This window comes from Roseivivax halodurans JCM 10272 (assembly GCF_000521785.1).
Taxonomy (GTDB): Bacteria; Pseudomonadota; Alphaproteobacteria; order Rhodobacterales; family Rhodobacteraceae; genus Roseivivax; species Roseivivax halodurans.
This window is the reverse complement of the sequence record NZ_JALZ01000005.1, coordinates 177676-194881: the sequence shown is the minus strand read 5'-3', so window position 1 is coordinate 194881 and position 17206 is coordinate 177676. Positions and strand designations below refer to the sequence as shown.

Below are 17206 nucleotides of genomic sequence, written 5' to 3'. Positions count from 1 at the left end.
GCGTCGAAATCTCCGCGAATGTCGTAAGAAACGGACCCGATTTCTTACATTCCGTACAAAACAGGGCCAGCGCATGACCCGCCTTCTCGACGTCAAAGACCTCCGCGTGACCTTCACCCAGGACGGGCAGGAAAGCCGCGCGGTGCGTGGTGTGTCCTTCCACATCGACAAGGGCGAGACCGTGGCGCTCGTGGGCGAATCGGGCTCGGGCAAGTCCGTGACCGCGCTCTCCACGGTGCAGCTTCTCGGCTCCTCGGCCCGTGTCGAGGGCTCGGTGACCTATGACGGGCAGGAGATGATCGGCGCCCCCGACCGCCTTCTCCGGAAGGTCCGCGGCAACGACATCTCGTTCATTTTCCAGGAGCCGATGACCTCGCTCAACCCGCTGCACACGCTGGAAAAACAGCTGAGCGAGAGCCTCGCCCTCCATCAGGGCATCCAGGGGGAGCCTGCCCGGGCGCGCATCCTCGACCTGCTTCAACGCGTCGGCATCCGAGATCCCGAGTCGCGCCTCAATGCCTATCCGCACCAGCTCTCGGGCGGCCAGCGCCAGCGCGTGATGATCGCCATGGCGCTCGCCAACGGCCCGGACCTGCTGATTGCCGACGAGCCCACCACCGCGCTCGACGTCACGATCCAAGCGCAGATCCTCGAGCTTCTGGGCAAGATCCAGCGCGACGAGGGGATGAGCCTCCTGTTCATCACCCACGACCTTGGAATCGTTCGCCGAATTGCCGACCGCGTCTGCGTGATGAAGGACGGAGAGATCGTCGAGGCCGGCAAGACCTCCGAGATCTTCGCCGATCCGCAGCATCCCTACACGCAGATGCTGCTTTCGGCGGAATCGACCGGCGTGCCCGAGCCCGTGAAACCCGGCGCCGAAGAGATCGCCCGCACCGACAATCTCAAGATCTGGTTCCCGATCCAGAAGGGTCTGATGCGCCGCACCGTCGGCTACGTGAAGGCGGTGAACGACGCGACCATGTCCGTCCGCGCCGGCGAAACCGTCGGTATTGTTGGCGAATCCGGCTCAGGCAAGACCACGCTCGCGCTTGCGGTCATGCGGCTCATCGGCTCAGAGGGCGGCATCACCTACCGCGGCGAGGACGTGAAGGGCTGGTCGACCAAGCGCCTGCGCAAGCTCCGTTCCGAGATCCAGATCGTCTTCCAGGATCCCTACGGCTCGCTCTCCCCCCGCATGACCTGCGAGCAGATCATCGCCGAGGGGCTCGGCGTCCACGGCTCCCCGGACGGCCGCCCGCACCGCGAGCTGGTGACGGAAGTCATGCAGGAGGTCGGCCTCGACCCCGCGACCATGCACCGCTACCCGCACGAATTCTCGGGCGGCCAGCGCCAGCGCATCGCCATCGCCCGAGCCATGGTCCTGCGCCCGCGCCTCGTGGTGCTGGACGAGCCCACATCGGCGCTCGACATGACCGTGCAGGTGCAGATCGTGGACCTGCTGCGCGCGCTCCAGCGCAAGTACGACCTCGCCTACCTCTTCATCTCCCACGACCTGAAGGTCGTCCGCGCCATGAGCCACAAGGTCATCGTCATGCAGAACGGCGACGTCATCGAGATGGGCGAGACGAGCCAGATCTACGACAACCCGCAGACCGACTACACCCGCACGCTCATCGCCGCGGCCTTCGACCCGGTCGGCTGACCCCCTGACACGAAAAAGGCGGCCCCGGGCAGGGACCGCCAGTCTCACGCGGCACCGACAGGGACGCGGCGCCGCGCGGGTCTCACTTCGCCCGGGTGAAGCGCGGCGGCGTCGGCTCGCGCCCCGCGTCCCACGGCGACAAACGGAACATCCAGCGCATCCGCTCGGCGGCACGCAGATCGCGGGTCAGGAGCGCTTCGGTCTGGCGGAGGATGGGATCGAGCATGGGGGTACTCCTAGCGGAAATCCGAGGGGCCGGGGCGTCGGGCCCCGGTCGTCAGAGGTCGGTGTCGCGCGAACGGCGGACCGCCCGCGGACGGGTGCGGCCGAGCCGGCGCTCGTGAGCCTGCTGCGGGGGTTCGCGGCGGGATGCCGTCATCAGGCTTTGTGCAAGTATCTGTAACATTGGCGGGCTCCTCGGTGCTGCGCGTCTGCCCTCCATATTGGGGTCTGGACGCGGGAACGCGACTCAGGAATTCTGGCCACATGTAAGCTGAGGTTACAGATGCTCTTCTCCCGCCTGCCCCCGCTGTCGAGCCTGCGCGCCTTCTCGGCGTTTTCCGAGACGGGATCGGTCACACGAGCTGGCGAGATGCTGAATGTCAGCCACGCCGCGATCTCGCAGCAACTGCGCGCGCTCGAGGCGCATCTGGGGCTGAAGCTGCTCGATCGCACGGGCCGCACGCTCGAGCTGACCCAGGAGGGCCAGCAGCTCGCCGACGCGCTCATCGCCGGGTTCGGCCGCATCGCGCAGGCGGTCGAGGCGCTGACAGAGGCCGATGCCGACCGGCCCCTGCACGTCTCGACCTCGCCCTCCTTCGCATCGAGCTGGCTGATGCCGCGGCTCGCGGGCTTCCGCATCGCGCATCCCGACATCGACATCATGATCGACCCGACGCCGAACCTGAACGATCCGACCCCCGGAGGCATCGACGTGGCGATCCGCTACGGCGACGGAGACTGGAAAGGGCTGGACGCAGAGCCCCTTCTGCAATCGCCCATCTGGGTGGTCGCCGCGCCCGATCTCATCGGCGACACCGACCCGAAGGCGCCGAGCGACTTGTTGCATTTTCCCTGGCTGCAGGAGCTCGGCACGTCCGAGGCCTCGGAATGGTTCGCCCAACACGGAGTCACCGGGCGGCGCGCCAAGGGCGTGATCCACGTCCCCGGCAACCTGATGCTCGACGGCGCGCGGAGCGGCCAGGGCATCGTCGTGACCACCCGCGTCGCGGTCGAGGAGGACGTGAAGGCCGGCCGCCTGCGCCTCCTCTTCGAGGAGCGCCCCGACGGCGGCTACCACATCGTCACGACGCCGGGCGTTCCCCGTCTCCAGCTCCGCGCCTTCCTCCGCTGGCTCAAAGCCGAGGCGGCGCGCTGAACCGCCCCAGGCGCCCATGCGGCATCTTTGGACCGGCGCCCCGGCAAGGCTGGGGCCGTCGGTCGAGCCACGCCTCAGACCTCCGCCGCTGCCCTGTCAGCCGTCCTTGCGGATGGTGTCGTTCTTCGGATCGTACGGGCTGTCGACGGTGACCTCCGCGTCCCAGAGCTGGTCCAGCATCCGCACCTTGAGCTTCGTTCCGGGCACAGCGAGGCCGGGGCGGACGTAGCCCATGCCGATCGCCTTGCCGAAGGCCACCGAGTAGCCGCCCGAGGTGAGGCGGCCGATGCGCTCGCCGTCTTCCGTGAAGAGCGCCTCGCGGCCCCAGGGGTCGGTGTCGGAGGGCCCATCGATCAGCAGGGTGCAGCACTTCGAGCGAATGCCGGTCGCGAGCATGGCGGGCTTGCCGGTATAGGGCCGCGTGCAATCGACGAAGCGGTCGAGCCCGGCCTCGAGCGGGGTGGCGTCGCGCCCGAGCTCGTGACCGAAGGCGCGGTAGGACTTCTCTTGCCGGAGCCAGTTCTGCGCACGGGCGCCGACGAGCTTCAGCCCGTGCGCCTCGCCCGCTTCGGTCAGGCGGTCCCAGAGATGGGCCGACATCTCGATCGGGTGATGAAGCTCCCAGCCGAGCTCGCCGGTATAGGCGACGCGGAGCGCCATGACCGGGACCATGCCGAGCTCGATGTTGCGCATCGAGAGCCACGGGAAGCGCGCGTTCGACAGCGCGGTTGCGGGGTCTGCGTCGCGCACGAGCTCGTTCAGCACGTCGCGCGATTTCGGCCCGGCGATGGCGAAGACGCCCCATTGCGTGGTGATGTCCTGCACGATGACCATCGGTCCGCCCGCGGCCATGAAGTCCTCGGCCGCCTTCCGCAGGTAGTCGCCGTCATAGGCCGCCCAGGCGCCGGCCGAGACAAGGTAGTAGTCGCTCTCGTCGCAGCGCACGATGGTGTATTCGGTGCGGACGGTGCCCGCCTCGGTCATCGCGTAGGTGAGGTTGATGCGACCCACCTTGGGCAGCTTGTTGCAAGAGAAGCCCGACAGGAACTCGGTCGCGCCGGGCCCGGTGACTGCGTGCTTGGCGAAGGCGGTCGCGTCGATCAGGCCGACGCCCGAGCGCACCGCCTCGGCCTCGGCCCTGGCGTACTCCCACCATCCGCCGCGGCGGAAGGATCGCGCGTCGTGGTCGAAGCTGTCGGGCGCGTCCTTCGGCCCGTAATAGTTGGGGCGCTCCCAGCCGTTGACGCAGCCGAACTGCGCGCCGGCGGCCTTCTGGCGCTCGTAGCAGGGCCCGGTGCGGAGGGGGCGGCAGGCCGGGCGCTCCTCGTCGGGATGGTGCAGGATGTAGACGTGCTCGTAGGCCTCCTCGTTCTTGCGGGCGGCGTATTCGGTCGTCATCCAGTCCTGCGCGAAGCGCTTGGGGTCAAGGGAGGCCATGTCGATCTCGGCCTCGCCCTCGACCATCATCTGCGCGAGGTAGTATCCCGCGCCGCCCGCAGCGGTGATGCCGAAGGAGAAGCCCTCGGCCAGCCACATGTTGCGCAGGCCGGGCGCGGGGCCGATCAGCGGGTTCCCGTCGGGCGTGTAGCAGATCGGGCCGTTGAAATCGTCCTTGAGGCCCACCGTCTCGGCGGAGGGGATGCGGTGGATCATCGACATGTATTCCTCCTCGATCCGCTCGAGGTCGAGCGGGAAGAGGTCGGCGCGGAAGCTGTCGGGCACGCCGTACTGGAAGCGCGCGGGCGCATTCCGCTCGTAGGGGCCGAGGATCCAGCCGCCGCGCTCCTCGCGCACGTACCACTTGGCGTCGGCGTCGCGCAGCACCGGGTGCTGCTCGTGGCTCTTGCGGTACTCGACGAGCGCCGGGTCGGGTTCGGTCACGATGAACTGGTGCTCGACGGGGATCGCGGGCATCTTGATCCCGAGCAGCTTCGCGGTGCGCTGCGCGTGGTTCCCGGTGGCGGTGACGACATGCTCGGCGGACACGACGGTCGTCTCTTCGGAGGGCACGAGGTTGCCGCCCTTCTCGACCATCCTGGTGAGCGTCACGTCCCAGTGGTCGCCCTTCCACTCGTAGCCGTCGACCTGCCACTTGCGCTCGATGGCGACGCCACGCTGGCGGGCGCCCTTGGCCATCGCCATGGTGACGTCGGCGGGGTTTATGTAGCCGTCGGTCGGGTGGTAGATCGCGCCCCTGAGGCCGTCGGTGTTCACCAGCGGCCAGCGCTCCTTGATCTGCGCCGGCGTCATCCATTCGAACGGCACGTTGCAGGTCTCGGCGGTGGTCGCGTAGAGGCGGTACTCGTCCATCCGCGCCTCGGTCTGGGCCATGCGCAGGTTGCCGACGACGAAGAAGCCGGCGTCGAGCCCGGTCTCCTCCTCCAGCGTCTTGTAGAAGTTGATCGAGTAGTCGTGGATATGGGTCGTCGCATACGACATGTTGAAATACGGGAGCAGCCCCGCGGCGTGCCAGGTCGAGCCGCTGGTCAGCTCGTCGCGCTCGAGCAGCATGACATCCTGCCAGCCGGCCTTGGCGAGATGGTAGGCGATGGAGGTTCCGACGGCGCCGCCGCCGACGACGAGGGCCTTGACCTGGGTCTTCATGAACTGGCGCTCCCTGTGCCGCGATTTCCTTCGGCATAGCGCGTCCGCCGGGCCACTCATCGCGGCGCGCGACGCCGCGGAAGACGAAACCGACATGATCGAAGGGACCCACCCGCATCAGCGCCTCGAGCGTCCCGGTCCCGAGTACCAAGTCCTGCCTGCGCTCCGCTGAGACCAACTTCGCGCGCGGCGCCCTTCACGCCGGCTCCAGCCTTCTTCGAGGCCCGCGCCGCCCTCCGGTCGCGTCCGGAGCATCCGGGAGGGATTGTCCGCAAAACATTTTTTGCGGCATAAAGACGCCGATTTGACCCCCCGGGGGCCTTTCGTCGTCCAGCCCCTCTGCCTATAAGGGCGCCGGCCCGCACCTTCTTTCGGAAGAGTCGCGGGCCCAATTCCATTCGGGGGAACGGAACACGATGTTCGGCTTGGACAGACTTTTGGGCGCCTTCTCGGCGGACATGGCCATCGACCTCGGGACGGCGAACACGCTCGTCTACGTGAAGGGTCGCGGCATCGTCCTGGCCGAGCCCTCGGTCGTCGCGTATCACGTTAAGGACGGGGTCAAGAAGGTGCTGGCCGTCGGCGAGGACGCCAAGCTGATGCTCGGCCGCACGCCCGGCTCCATCGAGGCGATCCGGCCGATGCGCGAAGGCGTGATCGCCGACTTCGACGTCGCCGAGGAGATGATCAAGCACTTCATCCGCAAGGTGCATCGCCGCTCGACCTTCTCCAAGCCCAAGATCATCGTCTGCGTGCCGCATGGCGCGACGCCGGTGGAAAAGCGTGCGATCCGCCAGTCGGTGATGTCGGCGGGGGCACGCAAGGCGGGTCTCATCGCGGAACCGATCGCGGCCGCCATCGGAGCCGGCATGCCGATCACCGATCCGACGGGCTCCATGGTCGTTGACATCGGCGGCGGCACCACCGAGGTCGCGGTCCTCTCGCTCGGCGACATCGTCTACGCGCGCTCGGTCCGCGTCGGCGGCGACCGGATGGACGAGGCGATCATCAACTACCTGCGCCGCCAGCAAAACCTGCTGATCGGCGAGGCGACCTCGGAGCGAATCAAGACCTCCATCGGCACCGCCCGGATGCCCGACGACGGTCGCGGCTCCTCGATGCAGATCCGCGGGCGCGACCTTCTGAACGGCGTGCCGAAGGAGACCGAGATCAGCCAGGCGCAGGTCGCCGAAGCGCTGGCCGAGCCCGTCCGGACGATCTGCGAGGCGGTGATGACAGCGCTCGAGGCGACCCCACCGGATCTCGCCGCCGACATCGTCGACCGCGGCGTGATGCTGACCGGTGGCGGCGCGCTGCTCGGAGATCTCGACCTCGCGCTGCGCGAACAGACCGGGCTCGCCGTGTCGATCGCGGACGAGAGCCTCAACTGCGTGGCGCTCGGCACCGGCAAGGCGCTTGAATACGAAAAGCAGCTGCGCCACGCGATTGACTACGACAGCTGACGTCGCGACGATGGGCGCGAGGGTAGAAGTTGGCGAAAGACCGCTCCAGTGACGAATTCACCGGCCCGCTGAAGCGCCTGCTTCTGGCGGTCCTGCTCTTCTGCCTGATCGCCCTCTTCCTCGTCTGGCGCATCGACTCCCCGCGGGTCGAGCGGTTCCGCGCGCAGGTCATCGACCGGGTCGTGCCGAACATGGACTGGGCCATGGCGCCGGTGACGGCGACGGTCCAGATCGCCCGCGACTTCGAGAGCTACCGCAACATCTACGACCAGAACCGCGAGCTGCGCCGCGAGCTGCGCCAGATGACGGCGTGGAAGGAAGCGGCGCTGCAGCTCGAGCAGGAGAACGCGCGCCTGCGCGACCTCAACAACGTGCAGCTCGATCCGAAACTCACCTACATCACCGGGGTGGTTCTGGCCGATTCCGGCTCGCCCTTCCGCCAGTCGGTCCTGATCAACCTCGGCAGCCGCGACGGGATCGTCGACGGCTGGGCGACGATGGACGGGATCGGGCTCGTGGGACGCATCTCGGGCGTCGGGGCGAACACGTCCCGGGTGATCCTGCTGACCGACGCCACCAGCCGCATCCCTGCGCTGATCCAACCCTCGGGGCAGCGGGCGCTGATCACCGGCGACAATTCCTCGGCCCCGCCGATCGATTTCCTCGAGAACCCCGACCTCGTGCGCCCGGGCGACCGCATCGTCACGAGCGGAGACGGCGACGTATTTCCCCCGGGGCTGCTGATCGGACAGGTCGCCGAGGATTCGGGCGGGCGGCTCCGCGTACGCCTCGCCGCCGATTACGAGCGGCTGGAATTCCTGCGGGTGCTGCGGGATCACGGCGCGCGCCGCGTCACTGCCCCTTCGGGCCTGATCACGCCGGCCGAGCCCCAGGTCGCGCCAATGCCCGGAGCAGGCGCCTTCCCGTCGGTGATCCCGACGCCCGAGGCTGCCGATGGCTGACACCTGCGCCCGTCGCCTGCGCCTCTGCTTCTTCTTGGCGGAAATACTCCCGCCGGAGGCGCCGGCCACCGACATCCGCGGGGCGACGCCATGATCGATGCGGCGATCCTGCAGCTCTGGCTGATGCGGGCGCTCTATTTCGGGCTCTGCCTTGCGGTCATGTTCTTCAGCCTTCTGCCGGTGGACATGTCGCCGTCGCGCATCGCCGGGCCGGAACTCATCACCGCTTTGACCTTCGCTCTGGCGCTCCGTCGGCCCGAGATCGTCCCGGCGCTCTCGGTCGCCGCGGCCGCGCTGATGGCGGATCTCGTCCTGCAGCGGCCGCCCGGCCTCTGGGCGGCGCTCACGCTCGTGACGATCGAAAGCCTCAAGACCCGCCAGCGCCAAAGCGGCGAGTCCGCCTTCCTGATGGAATGGACGCGGGTCGCCACCGCACTGATCGTGATGGCCCTGATCTATCAACTCGTGCAACTTCTTCTTATAATACCAACCGCGAACGCAACGCTCCTCTTCACGCAGACCGCGGCGACGATACTCGTCTATCCCCTCGTCGTGGCGGTCACCCACCTCGTCTTCGGGCTCAAGCGCACGCGCCGGGGCGAGGAGGGAAGGTTCGGACTGGGCTTATGAGACGGACACCCAAGGACAACACCGACAGCGCCCGCCGCATCACGCGGCGCGGGCTGATGCTCGGCGGCATGCAGCTCGGCTTCGCCACGGTGCTCGGCATGCGCATGCGGTACATGCAGATCGACCAGGGCGAGGAGTTCCGACTGCTGGCCGAGGAGAACCGGATCAACGTCCGGCTCATCCCGCCGGCGCGGGGGCAGATCTTCGACCGCAAGGGCGTCGTGATCGCCGCCAATACGCCGGCCTATCGCATCACCGTGGTCCGCGAGGATGCCGGCGATCTCGACGACACGCTGGCGCGGCTGGCCGAGCTCGTGGATCTCGACCCCGGCGAGGTCGAGCGTGCGGTCGCGGAGATGCGCCGATCCGCCCCGTTCCTGCCCATCGCGGTCGCCGACCAGGTGAGCTGGGAGGCGGTGAGCCGCGTCGCCGCCAATGCGCCGGCCCTGCCGGGGGTGAACCCCGAGGTCGGACTCTCGCGGCACTACCCGCACGGCGAGATCTTCGCCCATGTGGTGGGCTACGTGCAGCCAGTGTCCGAAAGCGACCTTGCCCGTTACGAGGATCCCGACCCGGTGCTGCGGATCCCGCGGTTCCAGTTCGGCAAGATCGGCGTCGAAACCAAATACGAGGACATCCTGCGCGGCCGCGCGGGCTCCAAGCGGGTCGAGGTCAACGCCGCGGGCCGCATCATGCGCGAGCTCGACCGCCGCGAGGGCGAGGCGGGCGCCGATCTGCAGCTCTCGGTCGATTCCGATCTGCAGGACTACATCCATGCCCGGCTCGGCGACGAGAGCGCATCGGTCGTGGTCATGGATCTCGAGCATGGCGACCTGAAGGCCATGGTCTCGGCCCCGGGCTACGATCCGAACAAGTTCGTCCGGGGCATCTCCTACGACGATTACGGCGCGCTGCAGGCCGACGAGCGCGCGCCGCTGGTGTCGAAGACGGTGCAGGGCTTCTACCCGCCCGGCTCGTGCTTCAAGATGGTGACCGCGCTCGCCGCGCTCGAGGCCGGGGTCACCGGACCCGGCAACACCGTCTGGTGCCCCGGTCATCTCAAGGTCGGCTCGCGCCGCTTCCATTGCTGGAAACGCGCAGGGCACGGGCACATGAATGTCGAGGATGCCCTGATGCAGTCCTGCGACGTCTATTTCTACGAGATCGCGCTGCGGGTCGGCATCGACCAGATCGCCGAGATGGGCCGCAAGCTTGGGCTCGGCATGGCGCACGACGTGCCCATGTCGGCGGTGGGCGAAGGGATCATGCCCGACAAGGCCTGGAAGCGCGAGCGCTGGGGGCAGGAATGGCGCATCGGCGATACGGTGAACTGTTCGATCGGCCAGGGCGACGTGCTGACCTCGCCGCTGCAGCTCGCGGTGATGGCGGCGCGGCTCGCCACCGGGCGCACGATCTCGCCGCGGCTGGTGAAGTCCATCGACGGTGTCGAGGAGCCCTCGCGCGGCGGCGAGCCGCTCGACATCGATCCGACGCATCTGCGCTGGATGCAGAAGGCGATGTTCGACGTCTCCAACAGCACTCGCGGCACCGCCTACCGGTCACGCATCGAAGCCGAGGAAATGCGCATGGCGGGCAAGACCGGCACGAGCCAAGTGCGCAACATCACCGCGGCGGAGCGCGCGCGCGGTGTGACGCGCAACGAGGACCTGCCGTGGAAGCGCCGCGACCACGGGCTCTTCGTCAATTTCGCGCCCTACGACAATCCGCGCATCGCGGTCGCGACCATCGTCGAGCATGGCGGCGGCGGCTCCTCGGCCGCGGCGCCGATCGCGCGGGACGTGACCCTGCAGGCACTCTACGAGGGCGACCCGCCGCTCGAGGCCTATCCGAGCGCAGATCGTGGCCAGATCGAGGAGTTGCAGAAGCGGCTGCGCGAGCGCCGCTCGATGCCTCTCGCCAGCGGTACGAGCCGCGCATGACCAGAGCGACAGTCCTGCCCCACCCCGCTTCGGTGACGCGCCCCACCCCGCGCCCGGCCTTCTTCTTGACGGAAATATCCCCGCCGGAAGCTCCGGCACCCGCAGCCCGCGCGATGCTCCGCGAGGGGTGGCGATGAGCTATCTCGAATACACCGTGAAGACGGTGCCGGGCGGGTGGCGCAAGGTGCTCTACCTCAACTGGCCGCTGGTCGTGCTGCTCAGCGCGGTCGCGGGCGTCGGGTTCGTCATGCTCTATTCGGTCGCGGGAGGGTCCATGACCCCCTGGGCCGAGCCGCAGATGAAGCGCTACGTGCTCGGAGTCACGCTGATGTTCATCGTCGCTCTGGTGCCGATCTGGTTCTGGCGCAACATGTCCGTCGTCGCCTATCTCGTCAGCCTCGGGCTGCTCGTGATGGTGGAGTTCTTCGGAACGGTCGGGATGGGCGCGCAGCGCTGGATCGATCTCGGCTTCATGAGGCTGCAACCTTCCGAGCTCATGAAGATCGCGCTCGTGATGGTGCTCGCCGCCTATTACGACTGGCTGCCGATGAAGAAGACCTCCCGGCCGCTCTGGGTGATCCTGCCGGTGCTGATCATTCTCGTGCCGACCGGGCTCGTCCTGACGCAGCCAGATCTCGGCACGGCGATCCTGCTTGTCGCCGGCGGCGGCCTCATGATGTTCCTCGCCGGAGTGCACTGGGCTTATTTCGGCGCTGTGATCGCGGCCGGGATCGGCGGGATCTCGACCGTCTTCAAGTCGCGCGGCACAGACTGGCAGCTCCTGAAGGATTACCAGTTCCGGCGCATCGACACCTTCCTCGACCCCTCCTCGGATCCGCTCGGCGCGGGCTATCACATCACTCAGGCCAAGATCGCCATGGGATCGGGCGGCTGGACCGGGCGCGGCTTCATGCAGGGCACGCAGTCGCGGCTGAACTTCCTGCCGGAAAAGCACACCGACTTCATCTTCAATACCCTCGCCGAGGAGTTCGGCTTCGTCGGCGGGCTATCGCTCCTGACCCTCTACGTGCTGGTCCTGCTCTTCTGCATCATCTCGGCGATCCAGAACCGCGATCGCTATTCCTCCCTCCTGACGCTCGGGATCGGGCTGACCTTCTTCCTGTTCTTCGCGGTGAACATGTCGATGGTGATGGGCCTCGCCCCCGTGGTGGGCGTGCCGCTGCCGCTCGTGAGCTACGGTGGCTCGGCGATGCTCGTCCTCATGGTCGCCTTCGGCCTCGTCCAGAGCGCGCATATCCACAGGCCCCGATGACCCTCACGATCCTCTTCGCCGCCGGTCCCGACATGTGGGCCGAGTACGAACGCCCGCTGCGCGACGCGCTGGCGAAGGTCGCGCCCGAGACGCGGCTCGTGACCGAGGCTGATCCCGCAGAGGTCGACTACGTCATCTACGCGCCGAAGAGCCCGCTGCAGGACTTCACGCCCTACACGCGGCTGAAGGCGGTTCTGAACCTCTGGGCCGGGGTCGAGACCATCGTCGGCAACGACACCCTGAAGGCCCCGCTCGTCCGGATGGTCGACGACGAGGGGCTGACCCGTGGCATGGTCGAATGGGTCGCGGGGCACGTCCTGCGCCATCATCTCGGGATGGACGCACATATCGTGAACCCCGATCACGTCTGGGATCACCGTCCGCCGCCGCTGGCACCCGAGCGACGGGTCACGATCCTCGGGCTCGGCGCGCTCGGCAGTGCCTGCGCCGAGGCGCTCGCGCGGTTCGACTTCGACCTCAGCGGCTGGAGCCGGAGCCCGAAGGATCTCGCCGGGATCGCCTGCCACGCGGGGCCCGAAGGTCTGATGCCGGCGCTCGACGGGGCCGAGATCGTGGTGATGCTGCTGCCGAACACGCCCGAGACCGAGAACGTCCTCAATGCCGAGACGATCTCGAAGCTCGCCCCCGGCGCGGTCGTCATCAATCCGGGCCGCGGGCCGCTGATCGACGACGACGCGCTGCTCGCGGCGCTCGATGACGGGCGGCTTGGACATGCGACGCTCGACGTCTTCCGCACCGAGCCGCTGCCCGCGGAGCACCCGTTCTGGGCGCATCCGAAGGTCACGGTCACTCCCCATATCGCCTCCGAGACGCGGGTTTCCACCGCCTCGCAGGCCATCGCCGACAACATCGCCCGGTGCGAGGCCGGCGCGCCGCTGGTCGGCCGCGTCGACCGGGACGCCGGCTACTGAAGGAGCCCCCATGGTCAAGATAGCCCCCTCCATCCTCGCCTCGGACTTCGCCAATTTCGGCGCCGAGATCGAAGCCGTCGAAGCGCAAGGCGCCGACTGGATCCATGTCGACGTCATGGACGGGCATTTCGTCCCGAACATCACCTTCGGCCCCGAGACCTGCGCCGCCATCCGTCCTCACGTGAAGACGCTGATGGACGTGCACCTGATGATCGCGCCCGTCGATCCCTATATCGAGGCCTTCGCCAAGGCGGGCGCCGACATCATCACCGCGCATGTGGAGGCGGGCCCGCATATCCACCGCACGCTTCAGGCAATCCGTGCGGCGGGCTGCCGCGCCGGTGTCGCCCTCAATCCAGGCACGCCGGCCGAGGCGGTTCGGCCCGTTCTCGATCTCGTCGACCTCGTCTGCGTGATGACGGTGAATCCCGGCTTCGGCGGGCAGAGCTTCATCGAGAGCTGCCTGCCCAAGATTTCCCAACTCCGCGAATGGGGCGGCCCGGGACTCCATATCGAAATCGACGGCGGGGTCGGTCCGAAGACGGCGAAGCCTTGCGTCGATGCCGGGGCGGACGTGCTCGTGGCGGGATCGGCGGTGTTCAAGGGCGGGTCCGTCTCGAACCCGTCGCCCTACGGCGAGAACATCAGAGCCATCCGCACCGCGATAGACACGCTGGCCGCCTGAGCGCGGCGTATCCCAAGCAGCAGGCGCGTGGTCCCCGAGCGTCACGCCTCCGGCCGGCTGTTGATCAGCCGGTGGCGCGACTGGGCTTGTAGGCGATCCGGTCGGACGCGGTGAAGGTCCCGCCCTCGAGCTTGGTGATCTTCCCCTCGCGCAGGAGCTGGCCGAAGCTCTGCAAGCGATCCTCGCGGCTCGATTCGCGATTTTCGACCTCGCTCAGCTTGGCCGTCAGTTGCGGGCGCGAGAAATGCGAGAGGCGCTCGACGTAACAGAGATAGGCTGCGGCCGCCTCCAGCAGCTCGGGCAATTCGCGGGCACCCATGCTGCGGGCGAAGTCGGCGAAACTTTCGGTCCCCTCACCGGCCACGCCGTCGGCTTCGCGGCGGTGCACCCGCCGCGGCTGGATCATCCCGGCCGGCCGACCGGACAGATTGGGAATGCCCGGAACGACACGCTGCTCGGCGACGAGTGTTAGGGGGGCGGGACGCTCAGTCGCCTCAGGCGCTGTGGCTGCGGGGCGCTCGGTGCCAGCCTCTTTCGCCTCCAAGGCTTTGGGACGGCGCGGCTGAACGACATTGGCGAGATCTTCGCGGTAAGCCTCCGTCTCGTCGGCATCGCTCCGGCGGCGGCCGATCAGCCGATCCGCACGGGTGGCTGCGACGGCCGCGCGCAGATGCGCAATGGCCGAGCGCCGACGGTTGCCCTCCGGCTCCTCGAATTCCTTCTGGGTCTCGTCCATGAGACGCGAGACGCTCTCTCCATCCTCCTCGACCCGCGTCTCGGTGAGCATGGCGCGGCCAGGGCTGGCCAGCTTGACCGCTCGTCGAGCCTTGCCGAGGTAATACGTATCGTCGTCATGGTCGTCACCGGATGAATGCATCGCGGTTTCGGCCTCGTTCGGTGCATGACGGCGATCTTGCGCCTGGCCCGCGCGCTCTTCGACTTCGACATCTCTCGATGCGCCGCCGATCTTGCGTCCGGATGCCATTCCATCACCGAGCCCGCCCGAGTCGGAATCCGAGCTCCCATTTCGGGCGTGATCCAGCGGCCTTCCGGCGAATTCCGCTTCGAGTTCGGCGATATCAGAGGCAAGGTCTTCCTCGTCCACGTGGTTCGACCCGTTCGGGGCGGACGGTCCGGAATGGTCGTCTGAATTTCGACGGAGCTCCGCCGGAGCTTGCTCGACGGGAACGACGCGGGCCGCCACGTCTGCACCATCCCCATCCTCGGAAGGTCCCGCGACGGCATCTTCATTTCGCGCGTCGATCTCCGCAAGCGCGGCAGCGATGTGATCGCCGAGGCTCCGACCGTCCTCGGTCCCGTCACCGTCCGGCACCTCGCCGCCCGTGGCATAGGGCGCGAGCGGAAGCGGGCTGTTTGCCGGAGTCACGTCGCCATTGGAATGCTCGGTCGCTCCGGAGGGTGAGGCGCGCAGCACGACGCCACCCTCCTCCATGCTCACCTCGACACGTCCCCGCACGTCGCCTTGGACTGTACGCGCCAACGCATCGGTATCGATGTCCGACTGATCGACCGCGAAATAGCGGTCCTCGCGCGCGACATCGCGGAAATACTCGACGACGGCTTTCAGCGTCCCCACGGAATCATCGAATCCTTCGAGGCGGCATGAGAACGTCCCGTAGGACACAGAGAGGATCTTGCTCGCACTGACCATGCCGCCATTACTTTCCTTAACGTCACCCTATTGTCGCTTACCATTGTCGGAAGGACCAAAGAACAACGACTCTGTGCCAAGTAACGTATCATTTCATGACGACATTGTGTTCCGGTGCCTGTGGCGCCATCTCTCACCGTCATGAGTGACGTTATCATCGACCGGGACGGTCCGGTACTTCTGGTGGGCGGCGGGCCCGTGGATCCCGAACGTCTGAAGCGGGACGCCGCGCGGAGTTCCGCGATCGTCGGCGCCGACGGTGGGGCAGTGGCCTGCCTGTCCGCGGGACTGATGCCAGATGCCGTCATCGGAGACATGGATTCCCTCCCCGAGGCGATCCGCGCACGGATCCCCGCGAAGCGCGTGCACGAGATCGCCGAGCAGGACAGCACCGATTTCGACAAGTGCCTGCGCAGCATTCGCGCGCCCCTCGTCCTCGGGCACGGGTTCCTCGGCGCACGGTTCGACCACGCGCTCGCGGCCATGACGGTTCTGGCGAGGCGCTCCTTTCAGAGATGCATGCTGATCGGACCCGAGGACGCGGTGGCTCTCCTTCCGCCAAGGATTTCGCTCGACCTGCCTCCCGGCACGCGCGTTTCGCTCTATCCGCTGGGACCGGTCGGTGGACGCTCAGGGGGGCTGCGCTGGCCGGTCGACGGACTCGCGTTCAGCCCCGCCGATACCGTGGGGACGTCGAACGAGGCGACGGGGCCCGTCACTCTGGACGTCGACGCGCCCCGCATGCTGGTAATCGTCCCTGTGGCCGAGGCCGGCCGGCTCGAGACCGGATTAAACGATGCGAAAAGCTGGCCTCGGGACGGGAGGGACCGCTGATCGGCGGAAAAGCGGCGCGGGTCCCTGCCCTTGCGGAACCGGTTCCCCAGGCGCGTCGTTGGACGCTCAGAAGGCGAAACGGATCGCCACAGACTTGGGAGACACACACATGCTCGGACGCATCATCCGCCGCGCCATGTCCTCGTTCAGCCGGACCCGCAGCCCCATGCGTCGCCGCCGCTCCTCCGAGGAGCAGTTGGCGCGCGGTGCCATCCGCACGGCGAAGAAGAAACTCTAAACGGGCCCTGTAGCCCGGAGATGACAAAGGCCGCCCCTGATCCGGGGCGGCCTTTTTGCTGCTCGGACCGTCAGGTGCCTTTGGGATCGGCCATGCCCGCATTCAGCCGGGCGAGACGCTGTTCCCGCAGTTTTGCCGTGCGTTCGGAGCGGGCGCGCGTCTCGGTCTCGATGATTTCCCGTGCGGCATCCGTTGTGGCGTCCGCCTTGGTGGCCTGCGGTGCGGGGACATTTCCCGCAATCCGCGTGCGATGAGCCTTCATGCGCTGATCGAGGGCAGCGAAGGTCTCTTCTAACGAAGACATGTTTGAGGATTCCGATGTTGTTGGGCAGGGGCCACATCGTGAGAAATGGGGTGAAACGGGAGGCAAGCAAGTAGCGCCGGCGAAAATGCGCGCCTCAGAGGTGCCACCACCGCCACTCCTCCATGGCTTTGGCCACGACGCCCCGCAAACGATCGATCTTGGTGGTGATTTCCGAGCTGCGCCGTTCGATCTCGGCCACCAATGCCTGCATCTCCGCATCGTCAAGCGGCTCGGCCCGCGTGCTGTCATGCAGCGAGAGCGCATAGCCGACCCCACAGAGCTCGTCGAAATTCTCGAAGAGGACGAGCAGTTCCATGAAGAGATCCGCCTCGGCATCGTCGAGGGCGTAGAGATCCACCCTGGATGAGGTGAGAAAACCCCGTGACGAGAACTTCATCCACTGGAAGCGCGCATATCGCTTCCAGCTGGGTTCGGTCCAGATGGAGTGCAGCTCACCGGACACGTAGCCGAAATGGCGTGCCGCGTTCTCGAGGTCGTACCGGATGTGCCGGATCAGGTTGCGGCGTTTCCGGACTTCCGTGATGCGGTCGGAGACCGGAGCCAGAAAGATGCCGGCGACGATGCCGAGCACCATTCCGACGACCGCACCCAGGAACGCGGCCAT

General features: G+C 67.4%; 16 protein-coding genes and 1 pseudogene. 11 read left to right on the top strand and 6 right to left on the bottom strand.

The genetic code is table 11. The annotated features are described in order from the left end of the window. Positions 1-70: 70 nt before the first annotated feature. A pseudogene (locus tag OCH239_RS07110) lies at positions 71-1666 on the top strand (ABC transporter ATP-binding protein); the annotation flags it as partial. An 82-nt stretch (positions 1667-1748) separates the two neighbouring features. Here the strand turns inward: OCH239_RS07110 and OCH239_RS22580 are convergent. Together OCH239_RS22580 and OCH239_RS23715 are read right to left on the bottom strand one after the other, a co-directional pair. Further along, a complete protein-coding gene (locus tag OCH239_RS22580; RefSeq protein WP_157577819.1) occupies positions 1749-1892 on the bottom strand; it encodes a hypothetical protein in 144 nt (47 codons plus the stop codon). Positions 1893-1943: 51 nt separating this feature from the next. Then, entirely contained in the window at positions 1944-2072 is a 129-nt protein-coding gene (locus OCH239_RS23715) for a hypothetical protein (protein WP_280110434.1), read from the bottom strand. A 99-nt stretch (positions 2073-2171) separates the two neighbouring features. Here OCH239_RS23715 and OCH239_RS07105 point away from each other — a divergent pair, with 99 nt between their 5' ends. Then, positions 2172-3044 (top strand): LysR family transcriptional regulator, encoded by an 873-nt coding sequence (locus OCH239_RS07105; RefSeq protein WP_037260336.1) that lies wholly within the window; start codon positions 2172-2174, stop codon positions 3042-3044. A gap of 96 nt (positions 3045-3140) precedes the next feature. On the opposite strand, the gene OCH239_RS07100 is transcribed toward OCH239_RS07105, so the two are convergent. Beyond that, the gene (locus OCH239_RS07100; RefSeq protein WP_037260333.1) at positions 3141-5648 is read right to left on the bottom strand and encodes a GcvT family protein; all 2508 of its coding nucleotides are present in this window, start codon (positions 5646-5648) and stop codon (positions 3141-3143) included. Positions 5649-6064: 416 nt separating this feature from the next. Here OCH239_RS07100 and OCH239_RS07095 point away from each other — a divergent pair, with 416 nt between their 5' ends. The 7 genes from OCH239_RS07095 to rpe all read left to right on the top strand — a co-directional run bounded on the left by OCH239_RS07095 (position 6065) and on the right by rpe (position 13533). Next, on the top strand, positions 6065-7111 hold the full coding sequence (locus OCH239_RS07095) for a rod shape-determining protein (RefSeq protein WP_037260330.1): 1047 nt from the start codon (positions 6065-6067) through the stop codon (positions 7109-7111). 29 nt (positions 7112-7140) lie between these two features. Continuing rightward, positions 7141-8073, top strand: coding sequence for a rod shape-determining protein MreC (gene mreC / locus OCH239_RS07090; protein ID WP_037260328.1), 933 nt, complete (start codon positions 7141-7143; stop codon positions 8071-8073). Between the two features lie 90 nt (positions 8074-8163). After that, a complete protein-coding gene (locus OCH239_RS07085) occupies positions 8164-8703 on the top strand; it encodes a hypothetical protein (RefSeq protein WP_037260325.1) in 540 nt (179 codons plus the stop codon). Beyond that, entirely contained in the window at positions 8700-10643 is a 1944-nt protein-coding gene (mrdA, locus tag OCH239_RS07080) for a penicillin-binding protein 2 (RefSeq protein WP_037260323.1), read from the top strand. The genes OCH239_RS07085 and mrdA overlap by 4 nt, the downstream gene beginning before the upstream one ends. A gap of 133 nt (positions 10644-10776) precedes the next feature. Continuing rightward, the gene (gene rodA, locus OCH239_RS07075) at positions 10777-11916 is read left to right on the top strand and encodes a rod shape-determining protein RodA (RefSeq protein WP_037260321.1); all 1140 of its coding nucleotides are present in this window, start codon (positions 10777-10779) and stop codon (positions 11914-11916) included. Beyond that, positions 11913-12848, top strand: a complete 936-nt coding sequence (locus OCH239_RS07070; protein WP_037260319.1) for a 2-hydroxyacid dehydrogenase — start codon at positions 11913-11915, stop codon at positions 12846-12848. Before rodA ends, OCH239_RS07070 begins: the two co-directional genes overlap by 4 nt. Before the next feature lie 10 nt (positions 12849-12858). Continuing rightward, positions 12859-13533 carry a ribulose-phosphate 3-epimerase gene (rpe, locus tag OCH239_RS07065; RefSeq protein ID WP_037260317.1) on the top strand — a complete coding sequence of 225 codons (675 nt, stop codon included), beginning with the start codon at positions 12859-12861 and terminating at the stop codon, positions 13531-13533. Positions 13534-13597: 64 nt separating this feature from the next. On the opposite strand, the gene OCH239_RS21645 is transcribed toward rpe, so the two are convergent. After that, entirely contained in the window at positions 13598-15130 is a 1533-nt protein-coding gene (locus OCH239_RS21645; RefSeq protein ID WP_244430318.1) for a hypothetical protein, read from the bottom strand. Positions 15131-15346: 216 nt separating this feature from the next. Between OCH239_RS21645 and OCH239_RS07055 the strand changes: the two genes are divergently transcribed. Next, entirely contained in the window at positions 15347-16039 is a 693-nt protein-coding gene (locus tag OCH239_RS07055) for a thiamine diphosphokinase (protein ID WP_037260445.1), read from the top strand. A gap of 109 nt (positions 16040-16148) precedes the next feature. Next, entirely contained in the window at positions 16149-16277 is a 129-nt protein-coding gene (locus OCH239_RS23710; protein ID WP_280110427.1) for a hypothetical protein, read from the top strand. Between the two features lie 70 nt (positions 16278-16347). Here OCH239_RS23710 and OCH239_RS07050 read toward each other — a convergent pair whose 3' ends face one another. After that, a complete protein-coding gene (locus OCH239_RS07050) occupies positions 16348-16581 on the bottom strand; it encodes a hypothetical protein (RefSeq protein ID WP_157577818.1) in 234 nt (77 codons plus the stop codon). Positions 16582-16675: 94 nt separating this feature from the next. Next, positions 16676-17206, bottom strand: a complete 531-nt coding sequence (locus OCH239_RS07045) for a YtxH domain-containing protein (RefSeq protein WP_037260313.1) — start codon at positions 17204-17206, stop codon at positions 16676-16678.

Bases quoted from the DNA above. Each gene is read 5' to 3' on its own strand.
- OCH239_RS22580 (WP_157577819.1), bottom strand. From the start codon at position 1,892: ATGCTCGATCCCATCCTCCGCCAGACCGAAGCGCTCCTGACCCGCGAT.
- OCH239_RS23715 (WP_280110434.1), bottom strand. From the start codon at position 2,072: ATGTTACAGATACTTGCACAAAGCCTGATGACGGCATCCCGCCGCGAA.
- OCH239_RS07105 (WP_037260336.1), top strand. From the start codon at position 2,172: ATGCTCTTCTCCCGCCTGCCCCCGCTGTCGAGCCTGCGCGCCTTCTCG.
- OCH239_RS07100 (WP_037260333.1), bottom strand. From the start codon at position 5,648: ATGAAGACCCAGGTCAAGGCCCTCGTCGTCGGCGGCGGCGCCGTCGGA.
- OCH239_RS07095 (WP_037260330.1), top strand. From the start codon at position 6,065: ATGTTCGGCTTGGACAGACTTTTGGGCGCCTTCTCGGCGGACATGGCC.
- OCH239_RS07085 (WP_037260325.1), top strand. From the start codon at position 8,164: ATGATCGATGCGGCGATCCTGCAGCTCTGGCTGATGCGGGCGCTCTAT.
- mrdA (WP_037260323.1), top strand. From the start codon at position 8,700: ATGAGACGGACACCCAAGGACAACACCGACAGCGCCCGCCGCATCACG.
- rodA (WP_037260321.1), top strand. From the start codon at position 10,777: ATGAGCTATCTCGAATACACCGTGAAGACGGTGCCGGGCGGGTGGCGC.
- OCH239_RS07070 (WP_037260319.1), top strand. From the start codon at position 11,913: ATGACCCTCACGATCCTCTTCGCCGCCGGTCCCGACATGTGGGCCGAG.
- rpe (WP_037260317.1), top strand. From the start codon at position 12,859: ATGGTCAAGATAGCCCCCTCCATCCTCGCCTCGGACTTCGCCAATTTC.
- OCH239_RS07055 (WP_037260445.1), top strand. From the start codon at position 15,347: ATGAGTGACGTTATCATCGACCGGGACGGTCCGGTACTTCTGGTGGGC.
- OCH239_RS23710 (WP_280110427.1), top strand. From the start codon at position 16,149: ATGCTCGGACGCATCATCCGCCGCGCCATGTCCTCGTTCAGCCGGACC.
- OCH239_RS07050 (WP_157577818.1), bottom strand. From the start codon at position 16,581: ATGTCTTCGTTAGAAGAGACCTTCGCTGCCCTCGATCAGCGCATGAAG.
- OCH239_RS07045 (WP_037260313.1), bottom strand. From the start codon at position 17,206: ATGGCCGCGTTCCTGGGTGCGGTCGTCGGAATGGTGCTCGGCATCGTC.